Source organism: Aestuariivirga sp., assembly GCF_047602625.1.
Classification (GTDB): Bacteria; Pseudomonadota; Alphaproteobacteria; order Rhizobiales; family Aestuariivirgaceae; genus Aestuariivirga.
This window is the reverse complement of record NZ_JASGGV010000002.1, coordinates 599,994-624,477: the sequence shown is the minus strand read 5'-3', so window position 1 is coordinate 624,477 and position 24,484 is coordinate 599,994. Positions and strand designations below refer to the sequence as shown.

The following is a 24,484-nucleotide window of genomic DNA, read 5'->3' as shown; positions in this document are numbered from 1 at the left end:
GCGCCTCACGAGGGAAAATCCACGATGCGCAAAATTGCTCTGGTCATCGGTGCGGTGATATTCACGGCAAGTCTGGAGATCATGTCCAGAACCTCATTCGCGGCGCAATGCCTTGACGGGCGCGAGGCCGCACTCAGGGCAGGCGGCTTTTCCGGCCTTATATCCTGCGATGAAAACGCTTCATTCAACCCGATAGGCACCATTCACACTGGAATGCAGGATTTTCTCGTCTGCGATTACACTTATCGCTTCATGCCTGAAGACGGAAGCGTCATGCATGGGCAGCAGCGGGTGGTGATCTTCAATATGCAAGGCGGCTATGTGGGCCAATATTCTTTAACGCCACCGCCGAAACGGGATGTTCGTATCGACGGTGCGACCCTCATTATCAGTGCCGATGGAAATACTCTCGGTGTGATCGATTTCCGCACTGGCCCATCGCCGTCCGCATTGGTGGATGGTGAGGTCATTTCATTTTTCAGATGAGCGCGAACGGGGGGAATTGGCCTGCCGCGCCAGCACTTTTTTTGCCCTCTCAAGCACGGGGAGATCGATCATTTCGCCCGCCACGCGCTGGGCGCTGCCTTGGCTGGCGGCGGCGATGATTTTTTGGGCCCAGGCGATTTCTTTTTCCGAAGGCGCGAAAGCGGCACGGATGGGGGCGATCTGCTTGGGATGAATGGCCAGCTTGCCGCCGAAGCCCAGGTCCGCGGCGTGGCGCGCTTCGCTTTCGATCCGCGCGGCGTCATCGAGAGACGTTGAAACGCCATCGAGCGGCGCTGGCCTGCTTGCGGCGCGGCAGCGCCAGACGATTTCGCTCCGGGCATGAAGCAGGGCGCGGTCATTTTCCGCGCAGCCCAAATCAAGCGCGTAGTCGACAGAGCCGAACGCCGCCGTCCATGCGCCGCCATCCAGAACGCGGGGAAGTCCGGCGAGGCCTTTTGCCGTTTCGATCAGCGGCAGGATATGGACCTTGCCGGAAAACCGTTCAATCAGTGAGCGGACGATCTCCGCGTCATCCGCCTTGGGCAGCATGAGGGCGGAGGGATTGATTTTCTCGCAGGCACGAAGATCGTCTTCAAACCACGGCGTTCCGGCGGCGTTGACGCGGATGAAGAGCGGCGACGAAAACGCGCCATGGTTCACCAGCGCGGCGCGCGCGGCGTCTTTGTCCTGCGGCGCAACGGCGTCTTCGAGATCGGCGATCACCGCATCGGCGCCCGCGCCATCCGCCTTGGAAAACCGCTCGGGCCGCGAGGCGGGCACGAAGAGCGGAACCTGTGGAACGTCTGTGATCATGCGATTTTCTCCGCGCCGCTCCATTTTCCGCGCGCCACCAGATCCAGCAATGTCTCGCGCGCAAGGTCATGGATCGCCGTCACCGCATTGCCGCGCGGCCGGTCCGATGCGTGCACGAGATGGATGGAGCGCTTGAGTTCGGGCCGCGAGATGCGCCAGGTGAGAAGCCGCCCCGCCTTCACCTCGCGGGCGATGGAATTGAAGGGCAGGGTGGAGAAGCCCAACCCCGCCTCCACCAGTTCCTTGATGCTGCCATAGGAGTCGATCTCGATGACCGGCTTGAGCGCAAGGCTGTGCTTTTCCGCCTGCTCCTCCAGCATGCTGCGGAGCCCGTGGTTGGCGCTCGGCAGGATGAGCGGCAGGGCGGCGACCGTCTTGAAGGTGATGGACCGGCCGGTGGGAAGCTCCACACCCTCCACCGGCTTGGCAGGCCCCAGCAGCCACAGTTCCTCATCGAGCACCGGCACCGAAACAAGCGAGCGGTCGGGCGGCGGATTATAGAGAACCGCGACATCCACGCGGGACTCGCGGATCCATTCCAGCACAAAGCCGCTCATCGCCTCGGCGATGCGGAGGTTGATTTTGGGATAGCGCGTGCGGGCGGCGATGATGAGCGGCACCGAGAGGTTCTGGCTGATGGTGCCGGGAAGACCGAGCCTCACATCTCCCGAAGGTTCTGATTCATGGCCGCGGATTTCTTCCTCCGCCACCGCGAACTGGCCGATGATGAGCCTGGCATTGCGCAGCAGGATTTCACCGGCTTCCGTTGGCACCACACCGCGCGCGGTGCGGAACAGCAGCGCCGCACCCAGATCGGCTTCCATGTTGCGCACATGCAGGCTCAGCGCGGGCTGGGCGACATTCAAAACCTCCGCCGCGCCGGAGAAGGAACCCTGCTCGGCGATCGCCACGAAATACCGGAGTTGCCGGAGATCCATCCGCCACCTTGGATTATGCCTTGCCGCAAGGCGATCTCATTTTTCTATGGGAGGATGAAACCGCCTTCAAGCCCCGTCCGCGAATTCCGTGCGCAGCCTCGCCGTGTCAGCGCCCAATGCCGGCACGGGGCCGAGATCGGGAAACTCGCCATCCACCATGAAACCAGGCGCGATCATGCGCACGGGACCCGAGGGCGCATCGACAACCACATATTTGTTCTGTGGATGTTTCGCGACATCCTGCATGCTGCTCACCCGCCCAAACGCAATGCCCGCCGCATCCAGTTTTTCGCAAGCCTCCTCGCGGGTGAAGCCCAGCAGGATCGGCACGATCACCGCATCCAGCGCCTCGCGGTTCTCAACGCGTTTGGAATTGCTGGCAAAGCGCGGATCGGCGGCGAGATCGGCTTTGCGGAACACTTCGCCGCACAGGGCTTTCCATTCCCGCTCGTTCTGGATGGCGAAGAGGAGCGACTGCCCGCCCGCGCAGGCATAGGCGCCATAGGGCGCGATGGTGGGATGGTTGAGCCCCATGCGCTGCGGCGATTTTCCGCCGTAGGCGAATTGCAGATAGGGCACGTTCATCCAGTCGGACAGCGCTTGGAAGAGAGAGACGGAGATATGCCGCCCCTTGCCGGTTCTTTCGCGCGCGTAGAGCGCCTGCATCACCGCCTGCGCCGCCGTGATGCCCGCCGCGATATCGCAGACCGAAACGCCAACGCGCGACGGCCCGCCATCCGTGCCGGTGATGGCGGACAGCCCGCTCTCCGCCTGCACCAGCATGTCATAGGCTTTCTGCTCGCGCAGCGGCCCGTCCTCGCCATAGCCGGAGATGGCGCAGGTGATGAGGGCGGGATATTTCTTGCGCAGCTGCTTCATGTCGAAGCCGAGGCGGGACAGGGCGCCGGGCGCCAGGTTCTGGATGAACACATCGGCCTGCGCCAGCATGGCGTGCAGCACGGCCTGATCGTCCTTCTTCTTCAGGTCGAGGCAGATCGATTCCTTGCCGCGGTTCAGCCACACGAAATAGGCGCTCTCGCCGTGCACGAGATGATCATATTCGCGGGCGAAATCGCCTTCGGGCCGTTCCACCTTGATGACCCGCGCCCCGGCATCGGCCAGTTTGCAGGAGACAAAGGGGGCCGCCACGGCCTGCTCGATCGACACCACGAGAATGCCGTCCAGATCCGCGTCCTTGCGCCTTGCCATGCCGGGCCTCCGTTTGCGGGATCAATTTTGCTGATTTCGCGCCGCCCGCCAAATAACAGTCTCCTGTGGTTGCCATAACGGATTGATATGCCGTTCTAGCCGCCATAGGCTGCCTGTATATGCGGCGAAATAAAACGCTATTGGCGAAGCGCCGCCGCTCCGGTGCAATCTGCGCATCACTTGAAGGACGAATGCAATGGCCAACGAAACCCTGACCCTTGCCGGATATGTGGCAGGCCTTGATGCGCGCGATATTCCGTCAGAGGTTTTGTTGCGCGCCCGCGATCTCGCGACCGACCTGATCGGCTCAATCGTGCGGGCCTCCCGGGAAAGCGAATCCACGCCCTCCATTCTGGCAGCGCTTCATGATCTCGCGCTGGATGGCGAAGGCGGCTGCACAGTGTTCGGCCTTTCGCGGGGCTATGGCCCGGCGGCTGCGGCGCTGCTCAATGGCGCCTTCGGACACTCCCTTGATTTTGACGATACCCATGCCGACTCGTCGCTGCATCCGAGCGCCCCCGTGGTTCCGGCGGCGCTTGCGGCGGCGGAGATGACGGGCGCTTCCGGCCGCGACCTGCTGCTGGCGATTGTGGCTGGATATGAAGTCTGCTGCCGGCTGGGCAATGCGCTTGATCCCACCTCGCATTATGCGCGGGGCTTTCATCCCACCGCCACGGCGGGCACCTTCGGGGCGGCGGCGGCGGCGGGAAAGCTGTTCGGCCTCAGCACGGAAAGCATTGCCTCGGCGTTTGGCGTGGCGGCCAGCCAGGCGGCGGGCTCGCTGCAGTTCCTCGTCAACGGCGGGTGGAACAAGCGCTGGCAGGTGGGGCAGGCGGCGATGAATGGCCTGATGGCCGCGAGCCTGGCGAGTAACGGCTTTCGCGGCGCATCCGAGGCACTGGAAGGCAAGCATGGATTTCTTCACGGCTACAGCGACAAGGCGCGGGTTGAGTTTGCGGTTGCCGGTCTGGGCCGCGTCTACGAAACCATGAAGATCGCCGTGAAGCCATTTCCAAGCTGCCGCTACACCCATGCGGCGATTGACGGCATTCTGGCGCTGAGGCGGGAGAAAAACTGGAGCGCCGCCGATGTTCTTGAAGCAAGGATCGGCCTGCACAAGAACGGCATCGTGCTGACCGGCGATCCGCTGGAGGAAAAACGCCATCCCAAAAGCATCGTGGACGGCCAGTTCTCCATGCCGTTCACGGCGGCGGTGGCGCTTTCCCAGGGGCGCTTCGGCTGGGATGATTACAGCCTGCTGGGCAACGCCGGTATCGAGGCGATTGCGGCCCGCGTGGATGTGCAGCGCGACCCGCGGCTGGAGGGCCTTCGCCATCCCTTTGGCGCGCATATCGCACTTCGCACGAAAGCCGGATGGGTGGAGCGCAGCATTCCTGATCCCTCGGGCGAACCCGAAACATTCCCCGATGCCCGGCAGCGCGGCGAGAAGTTCATGACGCTTGCCACGCCGGTTCTTCACAACGGTGCGGCTTCGCTTCTGTCGCGGCTCGAGTTCGGTCATGGACATTGAGAATTTGCACAGCACGCCGCTGCAGGCGGCCTGACATTCAAGGGATATTCACGTGACGCAGCAGGACTATGCCGAGATACGCCAGGAAGTGGCGAAGCTGTGCGCCAATTTTCCCGGCTCATACTGGCAGGAGATGGACCGCGACGGCGCTTATCCTGAAGCGTTTGTGAAAGCCCTCACCGAAGCGGGCTATCTCGCTGCCCTCGTTCCCGAAGAATATGGCGGCGCGGGCCTGCCGCTTTCCGCCGCCGCGGCGATCCTTGAGGAAATCCAGCGTGCCGGGTGCAATGGCGGGGCGTGCCATGCGCAAATGTATATCATGGGTGCCATCCTCCGCCACGGGAACGCGGAGCAGAAGCAGCGTTATCTCCCGGGCATCGCCAATGGCACGCTGAGGCTTCAGGCCTTCGGCGTGACGGAGCCCGGCAGCGGCACCGACACAACATCGATCAAGACCTTCGCCACCCGAGACGGCGATCACTATGTCATCAAGGGCCAGAAGATCTGGACCTCGCGGGCGCTCTATTCCGATCTCATGCTGCTGCTTGCCCGCACCACGCCCAAGGACCAGGCGGCCAAGCGCACCGATGGAATGTCGGTGTTCATCGTCGACATGCGCGAGGCGCTGAAAGGCGGCATGACCATCCGCCCCATCCGCACCATGATGAACCATTCCACCACGGAAGTGTTCTTCGACAATGTGCGCGTGCCCGCTGAAAATCTCGTGGGCGAGGAGGGCAAGGGCTTCCGCTACATTCTCTCGGGCATGAATGCCGAACGCATCCTCATTGCTGCGGAATGCGTCGGCGATGCCAAGTGGTTCATCGCCAAATCCAGCCATTACGCGAATGAGCGCGTGGTGTTCGGCCGCCCAATCGGGCAGAATCAGGGCGTGCAGTTCCCGATCGCCCGCGCTCATGTGCAGATGCGCGCTGCCGATCTCATGGTGAAGGAAGCCGCGCGCCGCTATGAGGCGGGCGAGAATTGCGGCGAGGAAGCCAATATGGCGAAGATGCTGGCGGCTGAAGCCTCTTGGGCGGCGGGCGAGGCCTGCATCCAGACGCATGGCGGCTTCGGCTTCGCGGCGGAATATGACATCGAGCGCAAATTCCGCGAGACGCGGCTTTATCAGGTGGCGCCCATCTCCACCAATTTGATCCTGAGCTTCATTGCCGAGCATGTGCTTGGCATGCCGCGCTCTTATTAATACCCACATGAGCGATCTCAGGGACTGGATCGGGCGGGAACGGGAGGCGGGAGACGAAATTTCGCCGCGTCTTGCCGAATGTTTTGCATCGATCTTCGGCGGCGAAGGCGATCTGTCACTTGGAGCACCCGCACCGCTCGGCATTCACTGGTGCCTGGCGCCTGACATTGTGCCGATCTCCGAAACGGGGCCTGACGGGCATCCGGCACGCGGCGGGTTTCTGCCGCCCGTGCCACTGCCGCGCCGCATGTGGGCGGGCGGGCAGCTTGCCTTCCACGGCGGTCTCCGCGTGGGCGACAGGGTGCGCCGCCACTCGCGCATCGACGATGTGGTGATGAAGGAAGGGCGGAGCGGGCGTTTGTGCTTTGTCACCGTCACGCATCGCTATCTCACCGCGCGGGGAGAGGCCCTCAGCGAGCGGCACGATATTGTCTATCGCGGGCTCGACGCTGCCGCTTCTCCCGCTCCTGCCGCACAGGATGTTCCCGAGGTGAGCGAGACGATTGCCGCCACGCCGCTGCTGCTGTTCCGCTATTCCGCCGTCACTTTCAACAGCCACCGCATTCACTATGACCGGCCCTATTGCCTGAACGAGGAACATTATCCCGGGCTTCTGGTGCATGGGCCGTTGCAGGCCACCTGCCTGCTGCGGCTGGCGGCGCGGCGCAACACTGGCGAAGCGCCGCGGCTCTTCACCTATCGCGGCGTCTCGCCCCTGTTCGATGGCGGAGCTTTCAGCGTGAATGCGCGCGGTAGCGATTACTGGATTTCCGGGCCAGAAGGCAACGTCACCATGAAGGCCAGCACGGCTCAGGCTTAAGCGGCGCGCGCCGTGTTGGCGCGGGTGGCATAGGCGAAGGCAAGCTGGGCGATGACACTGGCAGCGGCCAACACCAAGGCTGCGGCAAAGGCGGGATCGGACCCAAATCCCGCCAGAGCGGTGCAGAGCGCACCAACCGCCATCTGGATCGCTCCATAGAGGCCCGAGGCCGAACCTGCCACGCGCGGGTTGACGCTGATCGCCTCGGTGAGCGCCGCCGGTGCCGCGGTGCCGACGCCCACCGTGAAAATAAACATGGTGATGACCGCCAGCGCCACCGACAATTGCCCCAGCAGAACGGCGCCCAGCAGGGCAAAGGAGGCGAGTGCCCCCGCCGCATTGGAGACAACCAGCAGCCTCCGCATCGACACCCGCCCAATGAGACGGCTGGCCAGCATGCTGCCGCACCACACGCCGAGGATTAGGATGGCGAGATAGATGCCGACCTCGAAGGCAGGCCTGTGAAGTTCGTTGGTGAAGATGAACGGAGCGGCAGCGACAAAGGCATACATCGAGGTGGTGGCGCAGCCGCCGCCAATGGCATAGCACCAGAACACCGGCGAGCGGATGAGCGCGCCGTAATTTTCAATCAGCCCGGCAAGTCCCTCTTCGGATTTGCCGCCGGTTTCCGGCAGCAGCCGCCAGGTGAAAAACAGGTTGGCGATGCCAAGCGCCACCAGCAGCAGGAAGATCGAGCGCCAGCCCGCCCAATCGGCCAGGGCGCCGCCGATGATCGGCGCAACGCCAGGGCCAACAGTGATCATCAGGTTCATCAGCGCCAGGCGGCGCGCCGTATCGGCGGGGGCGGATGTATCGCGCACGATGGCGCGGGCCAGCGCCAGCCCCGCGCAGCCGCCCAGCGCCTGGAACAGCCGTGCGGCAATCAGCGCATGAACGGAAGGCGCGAGGAGCGCTGCGATCCCCGCAGCGGTATAGAGCGCCAATCCGCCCATCAACGTGGGCCTGCGCCCGAAGCGGTCGGCCAGCGGGCCATAGACCAACTGGCCGCCCGCCAAACCCAGAATATAGAGGCTGATGGTCATCTGCATGGCGGGAATGCCCGCCTGCAAATCTTTCGCCGCGACAGGAAGGGCCGGCACGAAAATATGCATGGCCAGCGTGCCGCTGAAGGCCAGCAAGGCCAGCAGCCACAAGGGCACGAAGATCGAGGACGCGGTCTCGCCGTCGCCTGTTTTTCTGTCTGAAATCATCACCGTGACGGATAGTCCTCGAGCTAAAGCCCGGCAAGCCGCGGCTAACTCAGAGAGTATTCCGCACGCTGCATATCTCGGGCGAGGTCACCGCCAGAACCCAAGAGCATATGTGCAATATGGAACATTCCGGCGGGTTTTCCGTTTTTCCTTCATCGTGCATGGGGTGAGGAACCGCTGAACAATAAATCTTGAAGCAGGGCGGCGTTTTTTCGCAGGCATTGTTCCCAAGCCCCAAAGCCGGGATGTGTCGGCGGATTGGGCGGTCCGCTCGGAAAAATTCAATTCATACCGCCTTGCCGGTCATGCGCGGGCGCTGGCGGAAGCCCAGGTTCCGGCGCCACGCGATTTTCCGGCACGCAGCATCGCGGCGCGCCTCACAGAAGAGTGGACGTCGCTGTTGCAAAGCCAGGCGGCGTTAAGGAACGCGGCGGAGGATGGCGAGCAGCTCGTGCCCGCTGCGGAATGGCTGATCGACAATTTTCATGTTCTTGAACAGCAGTACCGCCAGATCCAGGCCGACCTGCCGCCCAGCTATTATCGCCAGCTGCCCAAGATCGGGCCGAACCTTCATCTCAGCGGCTATCCGCTCGTGTTCGGCATGGCATGGGCCTATGTGGCACATACGGACTCGCTGTTTGACACCGCGACATTCATCGAATTCGTGAACGCCTATCAGGAGGTGAGGCCGCTGGCGATCGGCGAGCTATGGGCGCTGCCTATTCACCTTCGCATCACATTGCTGGAAAACGCGGCGCGGGTGGCCCGCCGCACGGTGATTTCGCGTCAGGCGCGCGCAGCGGCGGATGCGCTGGTGGGCGAGGTGACGGAAGATGAATCCGCGCTCACGCGCTTCGCCGCCATCATGCGGCCCTTTCCCGAGCATGCCCGGCTGTCGTTTCTGGTGCAGGTCATCCGCAGGCTTCGCGATGACCGCGGCGTGAGTGCGCCCGCGCTCGCTCTCATCAACCGGCATGTGCATCAGATGGGGCATGATTTCGACAGCGCCATTCACGATGAACACGCCCGCCTCGCCGCCAACAACGTGACGATGCAAAACCTGTTCACCAGCCTGAAGAGCATCGGCGACCAGGATTGGGAGCAGTGGTTCCGCGCCGTAAGCCATGTGGATCACATTCTTGGCGGGGAAGCCGAATATGCGGCACTCGATCCCGCCACGCGCTCATCCTACCGGCGGCAGGTGGAAGACCTCGCGCGCCATTCGCGCATGAGCGAAGAGGATATTGCCAAGGCCAGCCTGTCGATCGCCGGGACATCTGCCGGAGACGCGCTGATGGGTTCGGCGCGCCGCGATCTCGAGCGGCGCGCCGGATATCACGCGCCGACCAGCCGCAAGCTGCGGGATGCCGTGCGGGCGTCAGGTGTCGCGGGATATGGCGGCGCGATCATCCTGCTGGCGCTGGCGGCAACGGTACTCGGCCTTTCCGCGGTGCTACCATTCAGCCATTCCGCGGCGGCGATCATCATTCTGGCTGTTCTCACCTTCGTGCCTGCCTGTGAAGCGGCGGCGGCCATGGTGAACTACGCCATCACGCGGCTGATGAAGCCGGTGACGCTTCCGGCGCTGTCCTTCGAGACGGGCATACCGGAGGCCTTCCGCACCATGATCGCGGTGCCGGTTCTGCTCGACAGCTTTCATGCTGTCGACGGGCTGGTGCAGAAGATCGAAAGCCACGCGCTGTCCAATCCGGACGATCAGCTTTTTTATGCGCTGGTCAGCGACTGGAAAGACGCCGGCCTTGCCGAAAGCGAGGATGACCGGCGCTTGCTGCGCGCCGCTGTCGATGGCATCGCCGCTCTGAACGCGAAGCACGGCCATCGGCGCTTCATGCTGTTCCACCGGGCCAGGCGGTGGAACCCCGGCCAGCGCAAATGGATGGGATGGGAGCGCAAGCGCGGCAAGCTGCATGAACTCAATACGCTGCTGCGCGGAAACAAAGACACAAGTTTCATCCACACGCCGGAGCACGTTCCGGATGATGTCCGCCTTATCATCGTGCTGGACGCCGATACCGTTCTGCCGCGCGGCGCGGCGCGCAAGCTGGTGGGCAAGATGGCGCATCCGCTCAATCGCCCGGTGTTGGACGAAGCGAAACAGCGGGTCGTCAGCGGCTATGGAATCATGCAGCCGCGCGTGACCATCTCGGTTCCCGAGCGCGGGCCTGGCACGATCTTCCAGCGCATCTTTTCCAGCCGCCCTGGCATTGATCCTTACGTGTTTGCCGTCTCCGATGTGTATCAGGACCTGTTCGGCGAAGGCACTTTCACGGGCAAGGGCATCTACGACATCGACGCCTTCGAGGCGGCGATCAGGGGCCGTGTTCCAGACAACACAATGCTGAGCCATGATCTCTTCGAGGGCAGCTTTGCCCGCGCCGCGCTGGTGAGCGACGTTGAGGTGGTGGAAGATTTCCCTGAACGCTATCTCGCGGATGCGGCCCGCCATCACCGGTGGGCGCGCGGGGACTGGCAGCTTTTGCCGTGGATGTGGGCGTCGCTGTTCAAGCGTGACGGGCTTTCGGCATTGGGATTGTGGAAGACGGCTGACAATCTGCGGCGCAGCCTCACGCCGCCCTTCACGCTGGCGGCGCTGGTGGCGGGATGTATCACTCTTCCTCCGTCAACCGCCGTTGGCTTCACGCTGTTTCTGATGGCCGTGATGCTGGTGCCGTCGTTCCTGCCCATCCTCGCTAGCGGCAGCTTCCGGTCGGAGGCGATCACCGTGGAAAGCCAGGCGCTGACGCTTCTTGACGATCTTGGCAGCGCCCTGCGCCTCACGGGCGCGCGGCTGCTGCTTCTGGCGCATCAGGCGTGGCTCATGGCCGATGCGGCGGTGCGCACGCTGTTCCGCCTGTTCATCTCGCGCCGAAATTTGCTGGAATGGACCACGGCAGCGCAGGCGGGCGCCGGCCCTTCGCCAAGCCTCGCTGCCACCTACAGGCGCATGGCCGCTGCGCCTGTCACAGGCGTGCTGATCCTGTTGGCTTATACATCACACATTGTTCCGGTGGCGCCGGTGGCAATTCCATTTGCCATCGCGTGGATGTTGTCACCCGCTTTCGCGTGGTGGATCAGCCAACCGCCCGAGCCTTTCGCGGAGGCGACAGCCACGGCATCAGACATTGCCATGCTGCGGCAGATTGCGCGGCGCACCTGGCGCTATTTTGAAATCTTTGTCACGCCGGGCGAAAACATGCTGCCGCCCGATAATTTTCAGGAAGACCCCAATCCTGTCGTGGCGCATCGCACGTCACCTACCAACATCGGGCTTTATCTCATCTCCACCGTGTCAGCCCATGAGATGGGCTGGATTGGCCGGGACGAGGCGGTCTACCGCATCTCCGCCACGCTCGACACCATGAAGCGGATGGAGATGCACCGGGGGCACCTGTTCAACTGGTATGACACGCGCACGCTCGCGCCGCTTGAGCCGCGCTATGTGTCAACGGTCGACAGCGGCAACCTCTCCGGCCATCTGATCGCCCTCGCCAATGCCTGCGCGCAATGGCAGGGGCGGACTGCCGTTTCCGCCAGCCGCATAGATGGCATTGCCGATGCCGCGCGGATCGTCGCGGAGGAGTGGCGGCATCTGGCAAAAACGCATCGCCGCATTGAGGAGGAATGCAAGGCGGCGATCGGCCTTGCCGATGGCCTTCTTGCGAGCCTGGCGGAGCTGCGCGGCGCGCCTGATCTCATCGCCATGCGGCTGGTCATGGCGTCGGTGCAGATCACCGGCATTGAACAGGCGGCGGGCCGCGCCGCCACTGCGCTGACGCCGGCGGACATGGAAGACCTGCTGTTCTGGACACAGCGCCTCAGGGCGTCATCCGAAGCCATGTCACGCGATGCCACGGCTTCAGTCGACGACATCACGAAAATGAATGCGCGCCTTGGCGAGGCCGCCGCCACGGCGCGGGTGCTCGCCTATGGCATGGATTTCGCATTCCTGATGAACACGCAGCGCGAGCTCCTGTCGATCGGCTATCAGGTGCGTGAGGAGTCGCTCGACCAGAGCTGTTACGATCTTCTCGCATCGGAAGCGGCACTCACCAGTTTTCTCGCCGTGGCCAAGGGCGATGCGCGGCTGCAGCACTGGTTCAGGCTAGGGCGGCCGGTGGTGGCCATCGATCACGCGGCGGCACTCGTCTCATGGTCGGGCTCGATGTTCGAATATCTGATGCCCAACCTGGTTCTCAACTATCCGCATGGCACCTTGCTCAGGCAGACCCTCAAGCTGATTGTGCGAAAGCAGATCGCCTATGGGCGGCGCAAGAAAACGCCGTGGGGCATATCGGAAGCCGGCTATGCGGCGCGTGACCTGCAATTCACCTATCAGTACCTGAATTTCGGCGTGCCGGGCCTCGGCCTCAAGCGCGGGCTGGAAGACAATCACGTGATCGCGCCCTATGCCACTGGTCTTGCCAGCATGGTGTTGCCCGCCGAGGCGGCGGAAAACTATGCGGCGCTCGAGAAGCTTGGCGCACGCGGACGCTTCGGCTTCTACGAGTTCGGTCGACTTCACGCCGTCGCGGCTGCGCGAGGGCGAGCTCTATGTCATCGTACGCGCCTTTTTCGCCCATCATCAGGGCATGACGATCACCGCGATCTTCAACGCGGTGACGGATGGCGCGCTGAGAGAGCTGTTTCACGCTGAAAATACTGTCCGTGCGACAGAACTGGTGTTGCAGGAGCGGACGCCCCATCACGTGCCGTCCAAGACGCTGAACCTCACCGATGGCGCACCGCGCGGCGGGCAGGCGAAAATCATCGGCGCTGCGGCGCGTCTGGTTGATCCGCGCAAGCTCGATGCGCCCGTCACCCATCTTCTGTCAAACGGACGCTACAGCGTCATGCTTACCGGCACGGGCGGCGGCTACAGCCGGTGGAACGGCATCGCCATCAACCGCTGGCGCGAAGACCCGGTTCTCGATGACTGGGGCATGCATATTTTCCTGCGTGATACCGGGTCGCATGAGCGCTGGACGCTTGGGCTTGCCGCTGACAAGGGTGCGCCATCCAGCTATCTCGCCATCTTCAGCCAGGAGAAGGCCGAGATTCACAGGACGGACGGAGACATCCGCACCGAGTTCGAGTGCATCGTCTCGACGGAAGAAAATGCCGAGGCGCGCGTGCTGGGGCTCGTCAACATGGCGGGTGAGGCGCGCAGCATCGAAATTACCACCTACATGGAACTGGCGCTGGCGGAGCCTGCGGCGGACGATGCGCATCCCGCCTTTTCCAAGATGTTCATCGCTACGGAACATTTGCCGGAGTTCAATGCGATCATCGCCACGCGGCGGAAGCGCGCTGAAAACGATCCGGACATCTGGGCGGCGCAGTTCATCGTGGCGGATGAGGAAGCTTCGCCGTCGGGCCGTGAATTCGAGACATCGCGCCTGGCTTTTCTTGGGCGCAGCACGGCACTGTCAGATGCGCAGGCGCTGCAGCCCGGCGTGCAACTTCCGGGCAACGTTGGATATACGCTCGACCCCGTGTTTGCGTTGCGGCTCAGGCTCACGCTTCCCGCCCATCGCAAGGTCCGTTGCGTTCTTTGGACGATTGCAGCGGCAACCCGCGACGCGCTCATCGAAGCGATTTCGGCTCATCATCAGATGGCCGCCATTGACCGCATACAGGTTCTGGCCTGGACGCAATCACGCGTGCTGCTGCGTCATCTCTCCTGCGATGTGACCAAAGCCAATGCCTTTCAGGACATTGCCTCGAACCTTGTCTATTCCAGCCCCTCCTATCGCCCCGATGCGCGGGCGGTGGCGGCTGGCATGCAAAAGCAGTCTACGCTCTGGCCGCTGTCGATTTCCGGCACAAGGCCCATTCTTCTCATGCACATCCGCAATGCCGAGGACATCGGGGCTGTGGAAGATGCGTTGCTGGGCCGCCGCTACTGGCAGGAGAAGGGGCTCTTCGTTGACATCGTCATCATCAATGAGCGCCCGGTTTCCTATCTCGAGGAGTTGCAGGAACGGCTGGATGCGCTGGCGGCGCGTGAACGCGCTCATGGCTCGCCCCAGTCCTGGCAGGGCGAAATCTTCGTGCTGCGCGCCGACCGTCTCACCACCGAGCAGGCTGATGCGCTTGCCGCCGCGGCGCGCGTCATCCTCTGGGCCGCCAAAGGCCGCATCGAAGACCAGCTCGTGGAATCCGCCTCCCGGCCGGACGCAGCTCTGGTTGCGCGAAAACCTTCGCCGGCGCTTCCCGGCGCGCCGCGGGAGGGCGGCCATCTCGCCTTTTTCAACGGCTTCGGCGGATTTGATCCAGACACCAATGAGTATGTGATCCTGCACGACCCGCAGAAATCGCTTCCCGCACCGTGGGTGAATGTGATCGCCAACCCGCGCTTCGGTACGCAGCGCGGCGCGGAGGGGGGCGGCTACACATGGTATGGCAACAGCCGGGAGTTCCAGATCACCTCCTGGTCCAATGATCCGGTCGCCGATCGGCCGGGAGAGGCCTTCTATATCATGGACAGTGACAGCGGGCGTCTGCTGTCGCCCACGATCCAGCCCTTGGGAAAGCGGCCCGGCACCTTCACCACCCGGCACGGCTTCGGCTTAACGCGCCAGATTGCGGAGCAGCAGGGGCTGGGCATGGAGTTGGTGGAGATCGTGGACCCCGATGATCCGGTGAAGCGCATGCGGCTGACGCTCACCAATCATCGCACGCAAGACCGCGCGCTGGCTGTTACTTTCTACGCCGATCTGGTGATGGGCCAGCGCCGCAGCATTGCCGCGCATTACGTCACAACCGATACCGACCGGCAGACCAATGCCTGCTTCGCACAGAACCGGTGGAACAATGATTTCGGCCATGTCACCGTCTTCGCGGACATGAACGGCCGCCAGACGAGCATGACCGGAAATCGCCGCTCCGTGCTGGAAGGCCCGGATGGGCTGATGTGGCCGCACGGCTTGGCGGAATCGAAGCCGCTCTCCGGTGAGTTCGGCGGTGGCCTTGATCCATGCCTCGCGTTGCAGCAGCTTGTGCGCCTTCCGGCCAATGGCTCCGCTGATGTCATTCTCACCTTCGGCGCGGCGGAGTCGGTGCAGCAGGCGCGCGAGCTGGTGGCAAAATACCGCGCCATTCCATTTGAAGACACGCTGAACCGCGTGCGCATGTCATGGGACAGTATGCTGGGCGCCATTCGCGTAAAAACGCCTGATCCCGCCTTCGATGTGATGATGAATGGCTGGCTGCTCTATCAGACGATCGGCTGCCGCCTTTTCGCCCGGGCCGGCTTTTATCAGGCGAGCGGCGCATTCGGATTCCGCGACCAGTTGCAGGATGGCATGACGGCCGCGCATGTGCGGCCAGATCTGACGCGCGCCCATCTGCTGAATGCCGCATCGCGCCAGTTCACCGAAGGCGATGTGCAGCACTGGTGGCTGCCAAGGACAGGCGCGGGCATCCGCACGCGCATCAGCGACGATACGGCGTGGCTTGCCTATTGCACGGCCTATTATGTGACGCTCACCGGCGATGATGGCGTGCTGGATGAGCGTGTTTCGTTCCTGGAGGCGCCGCCACTTGCCGCGGATCAGCACGATGCCTTCACGACGCCGGCGCGCGCCCCCGAAGATGCAACGCTTTATGAGCATTGCGTGAGGGCGCTTGCCCGCAGCATGGCCAATGGCGCGCATGGCCTGCCGTTGATGGGCACAGGTGACTGGAACGACGGCATGAACAAGGTGGGCGAGCATGGCAAAGGCGAAAGCATCTGGCTGGGTTGGTTCGTGTGCGCGACGTTCAGCATGTTCGAGAAAATTGCCGCCGCGCGCGGCGACAGGGCCAATGCGGCGAAATGGTCCGCGCACAGAGCATCTCTCGCGAAGGCGCTGGATCACAGCGGATGGGACGGCGCATGGTATCGCCGTGCCTATTTCGATGACGGCACGCCGCTCGGCACGGCCGGGGCCAGGGAATGCCAGATCGATGCCATCGCGCAATCATGGGCGGTGCTGTCGGGTGTTGCCGATCCTGAGAAAGCGCGTTCGGCCATGGCGCAACTGGAACAGCGCCTTATCGATCCAAAAGTGAAAATAGCCATGCTGTTCACGCCGCCGTTCCAGTCCACCGTTCCGGATCCCGGCTATATTCAAAGCTATCCGCCGGGAATCCGCGAGAACGGCGGGCAATATACGCATGGCGCGCTGTGGGCCATCTATGCCTTTGCGAAACTGCGAGAGGCGGACAAGGCCAATGCGCTGATGGCGTTGATCAACCCGGTCAATCACGCGCGGACGCGGGAAGATGCATCGCATTACCGGATCGAACCCTATGTCATCGCGGGCGATGTCTATTCCGGCGAACGCGCAGGACAGGGCGGGTGGAGCTGGTACACGGGCGCGGCGGGCTGGATGTACCGCGCCGGGCTCGAAGCCATTCTCGGTTTCAGGCGGGAAGGCAGCATGCTGTTCATCGAGCCCTGCATTCCAGAAGCGTGGAACGGCAGCACCGTGTCTTATCGTTTTGAGAACAAGAGCCTGACCTTCCGCCTGAACAGTGTCAACGGCGCAACATCGCGGCCTGTGTTCAGTTTTGATCTTTCAAAATTGAAAGATGGCGAAACAGTCGACGTGAATTGAATAAAAAACGCGCGGGCCGAAAGGTCCGCGCGCTTTTTAAAGCGATGTTCCGCCGTCAGGTCATGGCGCGCTTGATTTCCGCGGCAAGCGAAACCGCGCCTGCAAAGCCGCCCACCAGTGCCGCCAAAGCGGCAACCGCAATGAAACTCGTGCCTGCGGCAATGATGACGGCGGCAGCCGACACCAGCATGAATACCAATAATCCAATGGCTCTGATCATGAAAAACTCCGGGATGATGCCGGAGACAACGCAGAACCGCCATATTTGTTCCGCCGCTGCTACGTCAGCAGATATTCCACGGGATGAAGCTGAGGCGGCGCGGTTTCGCCAATCATGTCGCAGAGGTTGATCTCGATGGTGCGGGTGATGGCGGCGAGTGGCAGGGCGTTGTCGCCGGTTCCAAAGGGCTGCGAAAGCTGGTCGCCCAGCGCATCAAGCCCGAAAAATGTATAGGCGAGGATGGCGGAAAGAAGAGGCGTCCACAGACCCGTCGTTTCGGCAAGGCCAAAGGGTAGCAGCAGGCAGAACATATAGGCCGTGCGATGAAGCAGGAGGGAATAGGCATAGGGAAGCGGCGTGAACTTGATGCGTTCGGCGCCTGCCAGAACGCCGGACAGGCTGACGATGCGCTCTTCCATCACCTGCGCGATGGGGGCAGTGACCTTTCCGCTCTGCAGCGCATCCGCCACCTCCTTGCTCATCAGGCCAAGCAGGCGGTCGGGCACATGTGATGTGGCGGGCGGCATGGCGCAGCCGGCGTTTTCAACATATTGCGCCACATCCGCACCCTGCGGATTGCCGCGCAGATGATCGCGGAGCGCCGCGACGAAGGCGATGGTGAGCAAGACGAGGCGCCGCGCGGCTGCTTCATCGAGATAGGAGGCTGCCTCGCGCGCCAGGCTTCGCGCATCGATCACATGCTGGCCGAGAAGTTTGCGCGCCTCCCACCAACGCTCATAGCTGGCGGAATTGCGGAAGCCCGAAAAAATCGACAGCGCAATGCCGATCAGCGAGAAAGGCAAAGCTGCAATCGGCTGGATGTGCAGGATGCCGGAGAGATCGAGAAAGGTCGTGAGCGCCGAGATGGCGACGACAACAGCGACCTGCGGCCAGATATCGGGAACGATGGAGCCGCGCATGATGAACAGCAGTTCCCACGGCCTCGGGCTTTCACGGACGATCATGGCGTGAGAGTGAACGCCCCGCGCGCCAGCGTCAATTGCCGCCTTCCAGTTCGTTCACCTCGTCATCGGTGAACACGCGGCTGCGGGTAAGGAAGCGGATGCCTTCGGGCGATTCCAGCGAGAAGCCGGCCCCGCGCCCCGGCACGGCATCGATGATCAGTTGCGTGTGCTTCCAGTAATCGAACTGCGCCGCGCCCATGTAGAAGGGCGCGCCGCCGATCGATCCCAGAAGCACATCGCTTGCTCCGGTGCGGAATTCGTTTCGCGGATAGCACATGGGGGCCGAGCCATCGCAGCAGCCGCCCGACTGGTGGAACATCAATGGGCCATGTTTGGCGTTGAGCTTTTCAATCCAGCCCAGCGCCACATCAGTGGCCGTGACGCGGTCAACCATATTTGACCCACACCGTCTTGAGGTTGGTGTATTTGTCGAAAGCGTGCAGCGACAGGTCGCGCCCGATGCCGGACTGCTTGAAGCCGCCGAAGGGCACCGTGTTGCCGCCCGCGTCCACGCAATTCACCGACACGGTGCCCGCCTGGATCACGTCGGTGAGGCGGTGCACGCGCTTCAGGTTGTTTGACCAGATCGATGCGGCGAGGCCATAGATCGTGTCATTGGCGATCTTCACCGCCTCTTCTTCCGTCTTGAAGGAAATGACGGACAGCACGGGCCCGAAGATTTCTTCCTGGGCGATCACCATGTTGTTCTTCACATTGTCGAAGATCGTCGGCGTCACGAAATTGTCGGAGCCGTTGAGGGTGAGGCGCTTGCCGCCTTCCACCAGCGAGGCGATGGCCTTGCCCTTCTCGATATAGCTCATGATCTTCTCGGTCTGCCGCGCCTCGACAATCGAGCCCATGTTGGTCGCGGGATCGAGCGGATCGCCGGGCTGGAAGCCTTTGGCGCGCTCGCGCAGCAGGGCAATGAACTTGTCCTTGATGCTTTCCTCGACGAGGAGGCGCGAATTGGCGGAGCACACCTCGCCCTGGTTGCCCCAGATCCCGAAGGCCGAGGCATCAGCCGCCGCTTCGAGGTCGTCGCAATCGGCGAAGATGAGGTTGGGGCTTTTTCCGCCGCACTCCAGCCACACCTGCTTCATGTTGCTTTCCGCGGAATAGCGCAGGAAATATTTGCCCACTTCCGTCGAACCGGTGAAACCCACGCAATCGACATCCATGTGGCGGCCAATCAACTCGCCCGCCGTTTCGCCAAAGCCCGGCAGCACGTTGAACACGCCTGCGGGAATGCCCGCTTCCGCCGCGAGTTCGGCGAGCTTCAGCGCCGAGAGCGGCGACTGTTCGGCGGGCTTGAGGATGACGGAGTTGCCACACGCCAGGGCGGGGGCGATCTTCCACACCGCCATCTGGAAGGGATAATTCCACGGCACCACGCAGCCGATAACGCCCAGCGCCTCGCGGCGGATCATCGCCAGATTGCCGTGGCCAGCGGGGGCGATCTCGTCATAGACCTTGTCGATGGCTTCCGCATACCAGCGGATGGTATCGGAAGAGCCGGGAATGTCGCCGGTCGTGGTCAGCGTGATGGGCTTGCCCATGTCGAGCGTATCGGTGAGCGCCAGTTCATCCTGATGCTCAAGGATGAGATCGGCGAGCTTCGAGAGGATCGCCTTGCGTTCGCCCGGCGGGCGCTTCGACCAGACGCCGGAATTGAAGGCTTTGCGGGCGGCTTTCACCGCGCGGTCCACGTCTTCCTTGTCACAGGCCGCAACCTTGGCCAGCACCTTGTTGGTGGCCGGGTTGATCACGTCGAAGGTCTTGCCCGAGGCCGCATCCGCCCATTTGCCATCGATGAAGGCCTGCGTGTGGAACTTCAGCTTCTTGGCCTGTTCCGCCCAGGACGTGACTGCGCCGCGATCCATGTAAACACCTGCTGTTTGATGTATTTTCAGAAAAGTAAAGAGTGGCGGGAAGGCGGGGTGACGGCCGCCTTCCCGCATGCCGGCGGTTAGAAGAAGCCCAAAGCCTTGGGGCTATAGCTCACCAGCATATTCTTGGTCTGTTGATAGTGATCGAGCATCATCTTGTGCGTCTCGCGCCCGATGCCCGACTGCTTGTAGCCACCGAATGCCGCGTGAGCGGGATAGAGGTGGTAGCAGTTGGTCCACACACGGCCCGCCTGGATGGAACGGCCGAAGTTGTAGGCGCGGTTGATGTCGCGCGTCCAAACGCCGGCGCCCAGGCCATAGAGCGTGTCATTGGCGATGGCGAGCGCTTCCTCGGGCGTGTCGAAGGTGGTGACAGACACCACGGGCCCGAAGATTTCTTCCTGGAAGATGCGCATCTTGTTGTTGCCTTCCAGCACCGTCGGATGAACGTAGTAGCCATCCTTCAGTTCGCCTTCGAGCATGTTGCGTGAGCCGCCGGCCAGCACCTTCGCCCCTTCCTTCCTGCCGATGTCGAAGTAGGAGAGGATCTTCTCGAGCTGGTCGTTGGAAGCCTGGGCGCCGATCATCGTCGAAGGATCGAGCGGATGGCCCTGCTTGATCTTCTTCACGCGCGCCAGCGCCTTCTCCATGAACTTGTCATAGATCGACTTCTGCACCAATGCTCGGCTGGGGCAGGTGCACACCTCGCCCTGGTTCAGCGCGAACATGGTGAAGCCTTCCAGCGCCTTGTCGAAGAAGTCATCGTTCTCCGCCATCACGTCGGCGAAGAAGATGTTGGGCGATTTGCCACCGAGTTCCAGCGTCAGCGGAATGATGTTCTCCGACGCATATTGCATGATCAGGCGGCCGGTCGTGGTTTCGCCTGTGAAAGCGATCTTGGCGATGCGCTTGTTCTGGGCGAGAGGCTTGCCGGCCTCGATGCCGAAGCCGTTGACGACGTTGATGACGCCGGGCGGCAGCAGGTCGCCGATCAGTTCCATCAGTACCATGATGGCCATGGGGGTCTGCTCGGCGGGCTTCAGCACCACGCAGTTGCCGGCGGCAAGGGCAGGGGCCAGCTTCCACACCGCCATCAGCAGCGGGAAGTTCCACGGGATGATCTGGCCGACGACGCCCAGCGGCTCATGGAAGTGATAGGCGATGGTGGTGTGGTCGACTTCCGAGAGCGAGCCTTCCTGGGCGCGGATGCAGGAGGCGAAATAGCGGAAGTGATCGACGGCAAGCGGCAGGTCGGCGGCGGTCGTCTCGCAAATCGGCTTGCCGTTGTCGATGGTCTCGACGAGGGCGAGAAGGCTCAGGCGCTTTTCGATCACGTCGGCGATTTTGAGAAGCACGGCGGCGCGTTCGGCGGCCGGCGTCTTGCCCCAGGCGTCTTTGGCCTTGTGGGCGGCGTCGATGGCCAGATCGATGTCTTCGGCGGTGGAGCGGGCGACTTCGCAGAATTTCTGGCCGGTGATCGGGCTGATATTATCGAAATACTGGCCCTTTACGGGGGCCACCCATTTGCCGCCGATGAAATTGTCATAGCGGGGGCGGATGGCGACGGATTTCTTGATCTCTTCAATGGCTTTGGACAGCATGGTGATCCTCCCAGGTTCAACGCCATCGCTATATCCCTAACAGCATATCGAATCCAGCAAAGAGTCTGAAACCCTGAGTTTAGAACTGGAATAAGAATAATTCTAAGCCATTCGCCGCTTGATCCGGTTCTTTCGATATGCTTTTATGAAGATAACGAAATGCACGACAGGGGCGATCCTCTTTCGCACCTCCCTGAACAGAACCTCCGAGCATTCGTCTTCGCCAAAGCCGAGCTCGACGGTGGGGGTCCGCACCATGTGCGGACCCCTCATTTCTGATTGAGAATGGCTGATGAAGAAGGAACTTCTCCACCTGCGTGCGCTGATTGACGATGTCGACCGGCAGTTGCTGGCGCTTCTGGCGCGCCGCTACGAGATCGTCGAGAAGGTGGCGGCGCACAAGGTGGAAAACGGCCTGCCCGCCCGCATTCCCGGCCGCATCAAGACGGTCATCCAGCGGCGCGAGGCTGCCGCGCAAAGGCTGGGGTTGCCCCGCCGCGCCGCCGCCCATATCTGGGAAACCATCGTCGAGGAGACCTGCCGCTACGAAGAGCGGCTGATGGACAATCTGCTCAAGGACAACCGGCTCTAAACATCAACGGGAGAACTGACCATGAAGAACGCTCTGAAATTTTATATTGACGGCAAGTGGGTGGAACCTTCCACTACGGCCACCGTCGATGTCATCAACCCCTCCAATGAAGAGCCCTGCGCAAAGATCGCCATGGGCACGGCGGCGGACGTGGACAAAGCCGTCAAGGCGGCGCGCAAGGCGTTCCCCGGCTTCATGGCGATGAGCAAGAAAGACCGGCTCGACCTTCTCAACGCCGTCATCGCGCAATATGAAAAGCGCATCGACGATCTGGCGGATGCCATCTCGCAGGAAATGGGAGCGCCGCTGCCTTTCGCGAAGGACTCGCAGGTTGGCATCGGCATGGCGCATCTGAAGAAGATGGCCGAAACGCTGAAGAACTTTGAATTCGAGAAGGCCAAGGGCACGGCAATGATCCGCCGCGAGCCGATCGGCGTCGTGGGCCTCATCACGCCGTGGAACTGGCCGCTCAACCAGATCACCTGCAAGGTGGCTCCCGCCCTTGCCGCTGGCTGCACCATGGTGCTGAAGCCCAGCGAAGTGGCACCGCTCAACGCCATCATCTTCGCCGAGATCATGGACGCGGCGGGCGTTCCGGCCGGCGTCTTCAATCTCGTCAACGGCGATGGCCCGACGGTGGGGCAGGCGATGTCGAGCCATCCGGACATCGACATGATGTCCTTCACCGGTTCGACGCGGGCCGGCATTCTCGTTGCGAAAGCTGCCGCCGATACGGTGAAGCGCGTGTGCCAGGAGCTGGGCGGCAAATCCGCCAACATCCTGTTCCCGGATGTCGACCTTGAAATGGCCGTCACCAAGGGTGTCGCTGGCTGCTATGGCAACAGCGGCCAGTCCTGCAACGCACCCACACGCATGTTCGTGCCGCGCGAGCACATGAGTGCGGCCGCCAAATACGCCAAGGCGGCGGCGGAGAAGTTCGTCGTGGGCGCTGCCGATGCAAAAGGCACGATGCTTGGGCCGGTGGTCAGCCAGGTGCAGTTCGACAAGATCCAGAACCTGATCGAGAGCGGCATCAAGGAAGGCGCCGATCTGGTGACAGGCGGGCCGGGCCGTCCGTCCGGCCTCAACCGCGGCTATTATGTAAAGCCCACGGTGTTCGCCAATGTGCAGCCGCACATGCGCATTGCCCAGGAAGAGATCTTCGGCCCCGTGCTGTCGATCATCGGCTATGACGCGCTGGATGACGCTATCTCGGAAGCCAACAACACCGTCTATGGCCTTGCGTCCTATCTGCAGGCCAAGGACCGAGCCAAGGCGCGCGAGGTGGCGAAGCTGATGCGCTCCGGCAACGTCTACATCAACTATCCCACCTGGGATGCGGGGCTGCCCTTCGGCGGCTACAAGCAATCCGGCAACGGGCGCGAATATGCCGAATATGGCCTTGAGGACTTCACGGAAATCAAGGGAATCGCCGGCTACGAAGCTGCCTGAGCAAGGGCTTTCTCGGATGCGCCGGTTCCTTTATAGGGCTGGCGCATCTGCAACCCTTAACGCTGGAGCAATCCCATGAAGATCAGTGCGCGCAATGTGCTCAAAGGCAAGATCGTCGAACTCGTGAAGGGCGCCACCACCGCCCATGTGCGGATCGATGTCGGCAATGCCGTGGTTACATCCTCCATCACCAATCAGGCGGTGGATGATCTCAAGCTCGAAGTGGGCAAGACCGCCTATGCGGTCATCAAGGCGTCGGACGTGATGGTCGGCGTCGACTGAGATTATGGTGCGGGAGAACGAGGTTCGCCGCAACGAAGTGATGGTCAAGCGCGCATCGGCTGAACATGCCGATGCGCAGCTTGAATTTATCGGTGTCATTCATACGCCATGGACGTCCAGGCTTGAATGCCCGCGCCAGGGCCGCGCCGATGGCCCGGTTTGCGAGATCGAGATTTTTGAACCGTGGATTCCCGCGCTCGCGGGTATCGAAAAATACGCGCGCTATGAAGTGCTGTATTGGCTGCATCAGTCGCGGCGCGATCTGGTGCTGCAAAGCCCCGCCAATGACGGCCAGGTGCGCGGCACCTTTGCGCTGAGAAGTCCGGTGCGTCCCAATCCCATCGGCACGTCGATTGCGGAGCTGGTGTCCGCGACGGGCGGCATTTTGAAAGTGCGCGGCCTTGATTGCCTCGATGGCACGCCGCTCGTTGACCTCAAGCCAGACCGCACGATTTTCGTGCCCATCGCCCCGCCGCAGAAGGGCGATTTCCAGACGGGCTAAGGTTTCTCACAAAAAATGACGTTTACGTTAGAGTCGTCCAAATTGCATGATATTCGCCAAAAACAAGCCGCTATTTGAATGGTTAACACTTGATTAAATTTTAGAAAATCTTTAGACGCATTTTTGGGGCTTCTCAACGCGGGCGTGC

General features: G+C 62.3%; 19 protein-coding genes. 10 read left to right on the top strand and 9 right to left on the bottom strand.

The genetic code is table 11. The features are described 5' to 3' along the window. Nucleotides 1-24: 24 nt before the first annotated feature. Nucleotides 25-486, top strand: coding sequence for a hypothetical protein (locus QM694_RS08030; RefSeq protein WP_415006423.1), 462 nt, complete (start codon nt 25-27; stop codon nt 484-486). Here the strand turns inward: QM694_RS08030 and QM694_RS08025 are convergent. From QM694_RS08025 to QM694_RS08015, 3 genes are all read right to left on the bottom strand, one after another. Next, a complete protein-coding gene (locus tag QM694_RS08025; protein WP_415006422.1) occupies nt 472-1,299 on the bottom strand; it encodes an HpcH/HpaI aldolase/citrate lyase family protein in 828 nt (275 codons plus the stop codon). The two genes, QM694_RS08030 and QM694_RS08025, sit on opposite strands and share 15 nt — an antisense overlap. Next, on the bottom strand, nt 1,296-2,237 hold the full coding sequence (locus QM694_RS08020) for a LysR substrate-binding domain-containing protein (protein WP_415006421.1): 942 nt from the start codon (nt 2,235-2,237) through the stop codon (nt 1,296-1,298). Before QM694_RS08020 ends, QM694_RS08025 begins: the two co-directional genes overlap by 4 nt. Nucleotides 2,238-2,303: 66 nt before the next feature. Further along, the gene (locus QM694_RS08015) at nt 2,304-3,446 is read right to left on the bottom strand and encodes a CaiB/BaiF CoA transferase family protein (RefSeq protein WP_415006420.1); all 1,143 of its coding nucleotides are present in this window, start codon (nt 3,444-3,446) and stop codon (nt 2,304-2,306) included. Nucleotides 3,447-3,642: 196 nt separating this feature from the next. Here QM694_RS08015 and QM694_RS08010 point away from each other — a divergent pair, with 196 nt between their 5' ends. From QM694_RS08010 to QM694_RS08000, 3 genes are read left to right on the top strand one after another with little or no spacing between them, the layout of a single operon-like run. Further along, nucleotides 3,643-4,977: an MmgE/PrpD family protein gene (locus tag QM694_RS08010; RefSeq protein ID WP_415006419.1), complete on the top strand. Its 1,335-nt coding sequence runs from the start codon at nt 3,643-3,645 to the stop codon at nt 4,975-4,977. 52 nt (nt 4,978-5,029) lie between these two features. Continuing rightward, nucleotides 5,030-6,184: an acyl-CoA dehydrogenase family protein gene (locus QM694_RS08005; RefSeq protein WP_415006418.1), complete on the top strand. Its 1,155-nt coding sequence runs from the start codon at nt 5,030-5,032 to the stop codon at nt 6,182-6,184. Nucleotides 6,185-6,191: 7 nt separating this feature from the next. Further along, entirely contained in the window at nt 6,192-7,004 is an 813-nt protein-coding gene (locus tag QM694_RS08000) for a MaoC family dehydratase N-terminal domain-containing protein (protein ID WP_415006417.1), read from the top strand. Here QM694_RS08000 and QM694_RS07995 read toward each other — a convergent pair. Further along, nucleotides 7,001-8,215: a multidrug effflux MFS transporter gene (locus tag QM694_RS07995; RefSeq protein WP_415006416.1), complete on the bottom strand. Its 1,215-nt coding sequence runs from the start codon at nt 8,213-8,215 to the stop codon at nt 7,001-7,003. The genes QM694_RS08000 and QM694_RS07995 overlap by 4 nt on opposite strands. Nucleotides 8,216-8,462: 247 nt before the next feature. Between QM694_RS07995 and QM694_RS07990 the strand changes: the two genes are divergently transcribed. Both QM694_RS07990 and QM694_RS07985 read left to right on the top strand, forming a co-directional pair. Then, nucleotides 8,463-12,890 carry a glucoamylase family protein gene (locus QM694_RS07990; protein ID WP_415006415.1) on the top strand — a complete coding sequence of 1,476 codons (4,428 nt, stop codon included), beginning with the start codon at nt 8,463-8,465 and terminating at the stop codon, nt 12,888-12,890. After that, the gene (locus QM694_RS07985; protein ID WP_415008591.1) at nt 12,826-16,836 is read left to right on the top strand and encodes a GH36-type glycosyl hydrolase domain-containing protein; all 4,011 of its coding nucleotides are present in this window, start codon (nt 12,826-12,828) and stop codon (nt 16,834-16,836) included. The genes QM694_RS07990 and QM694_RS07985 overlap by 65 nt, the downstream gene beginning before the upstream one ends. 55 nt (nt 16,837-16,891) lie before the next feature. Here QM694_RS07985 and QM694_RS07980 read toward each other — a convergent pair whose 3' ends face one another. The 5 genes from QM694_RS07980 to adh all read right to left on the bottom strand — a co-directional run bounded on the left by QM694_RS07980 (nt 16,892) and on the right by adh (nt 21,508). Next, a complete protein-coding gene (locus tag QM694_RS07980) occupies nt 16,892-17,056 on the bottom strand; it encodes a hypothetical protein (protein WP_415006414.1) in 165 nt (54 codons plus the stop codon). 59 nt (nt 17,057-17,115) lie between these two features. Beyond that, complete coding sequence (locus tag QM694_RS07975) at nt 17,116-18,021, bottom strand: bestrophin family protein (RefSeq protein ID WP_415006413.1); 906 nt, start codon at nt 18,019-18,021, stop codon at nt 17,116-17,118. Nucleotides 18,022-18,052: 31 nt separating this feature from the next. Further along, nucleotides 18,053-18,415: a DUF779 domain-containing protein gene (locus QM694_RS07970; protein ID WP_415006412.1), complete on the bottom strand. Its 363-nt coding sequence runs from the start codon at nt 18,413-18,415 to the stop codon at nt 18,053-18,055. Continuing rightward, a complete protein-coding gene (locus QM694_RS07965) occupies nt 18,408-19,901 on the bottom strand; it encodes an aldehyde dehydrogenase (RefSeq protein ID WP_415006411.1) in 1,494 nt (497 codons plus the stop codon). Before QM694_RS07965 ends, QM694_RS07970 begins: the two co-directional genes overlap by 8 nt. Before the next feature lie 86 nt (nt 19,902-19,987). Further along, nucleotides 19,988-21,508 (bottom strand): aldehyde dehydrogenase, encoded by a 1,521-nt coding sequence (adh, locus tag QM694_RS07960; RefSeq protein ID WP_415006410.1) that lies wholly within the window; start codon nt 21,506-21,508, stop codon nt 19,988-19,990. Between the two features lie 292 nt (nt 21,509-21,800). Here adh and QM694_RS07955 point away from each other — a divergent pair, with 292 nt between their 5' ends. The 4 genes from QM694_RS07955 (at nt 21,801) to tsaA (ending at nt 24,336) form a co-directional block, all read left to right on the top strand. After that, nucleotides 21,801-22,100 (top strand): chorismate mutase, encoded by a 300-nt coding sequence (locus QM694_RS07955; RefSeq protein ID WP_415006409.1) that lies wholly within the window; start codon nt 21,801-21,803, stop codon nt 22,098-22,100. Nucleotides 22,101-22,121: 21 nt separating this feature from the next. Then, nucleotides 22,122-23,552, top strand: coding sequence for an aldehyde dehydrogenase family protein (locus QM694_RS07950; protein WP_415006408.1), 1,431 nt, complete (start codon nt 22,122-22,124; stop codon nt 23,550-23,552). Nucleotides 23,553-23,627: 75 nt separating this feature from the next. Further along, a complete protein-coding gene (locus QM694_RS07945; RefSeq protein WP_415006407.1) occupies nt 23,628-23,834 on the top strand; it encodes a TOBE domain-containing protein in 207 nt (68 codons plus the stop codon). 4 nt (nt 23,835-23,838) lie between these two features. Beyond that, entirely contained in the window at nt 23,839-24,336 is a 498-nt protein-coding gene (gene tsaA / locus QM694_RS07940; RefSeq protein ID WP_415006406.1) for a tRNA (N6-threonylcarbamoyladenosine(37)-N6)-methyltransferase TrmO, read from the top strand. Nucleotides 24,337-24,484: the final 148 nt, after the last annotated feature.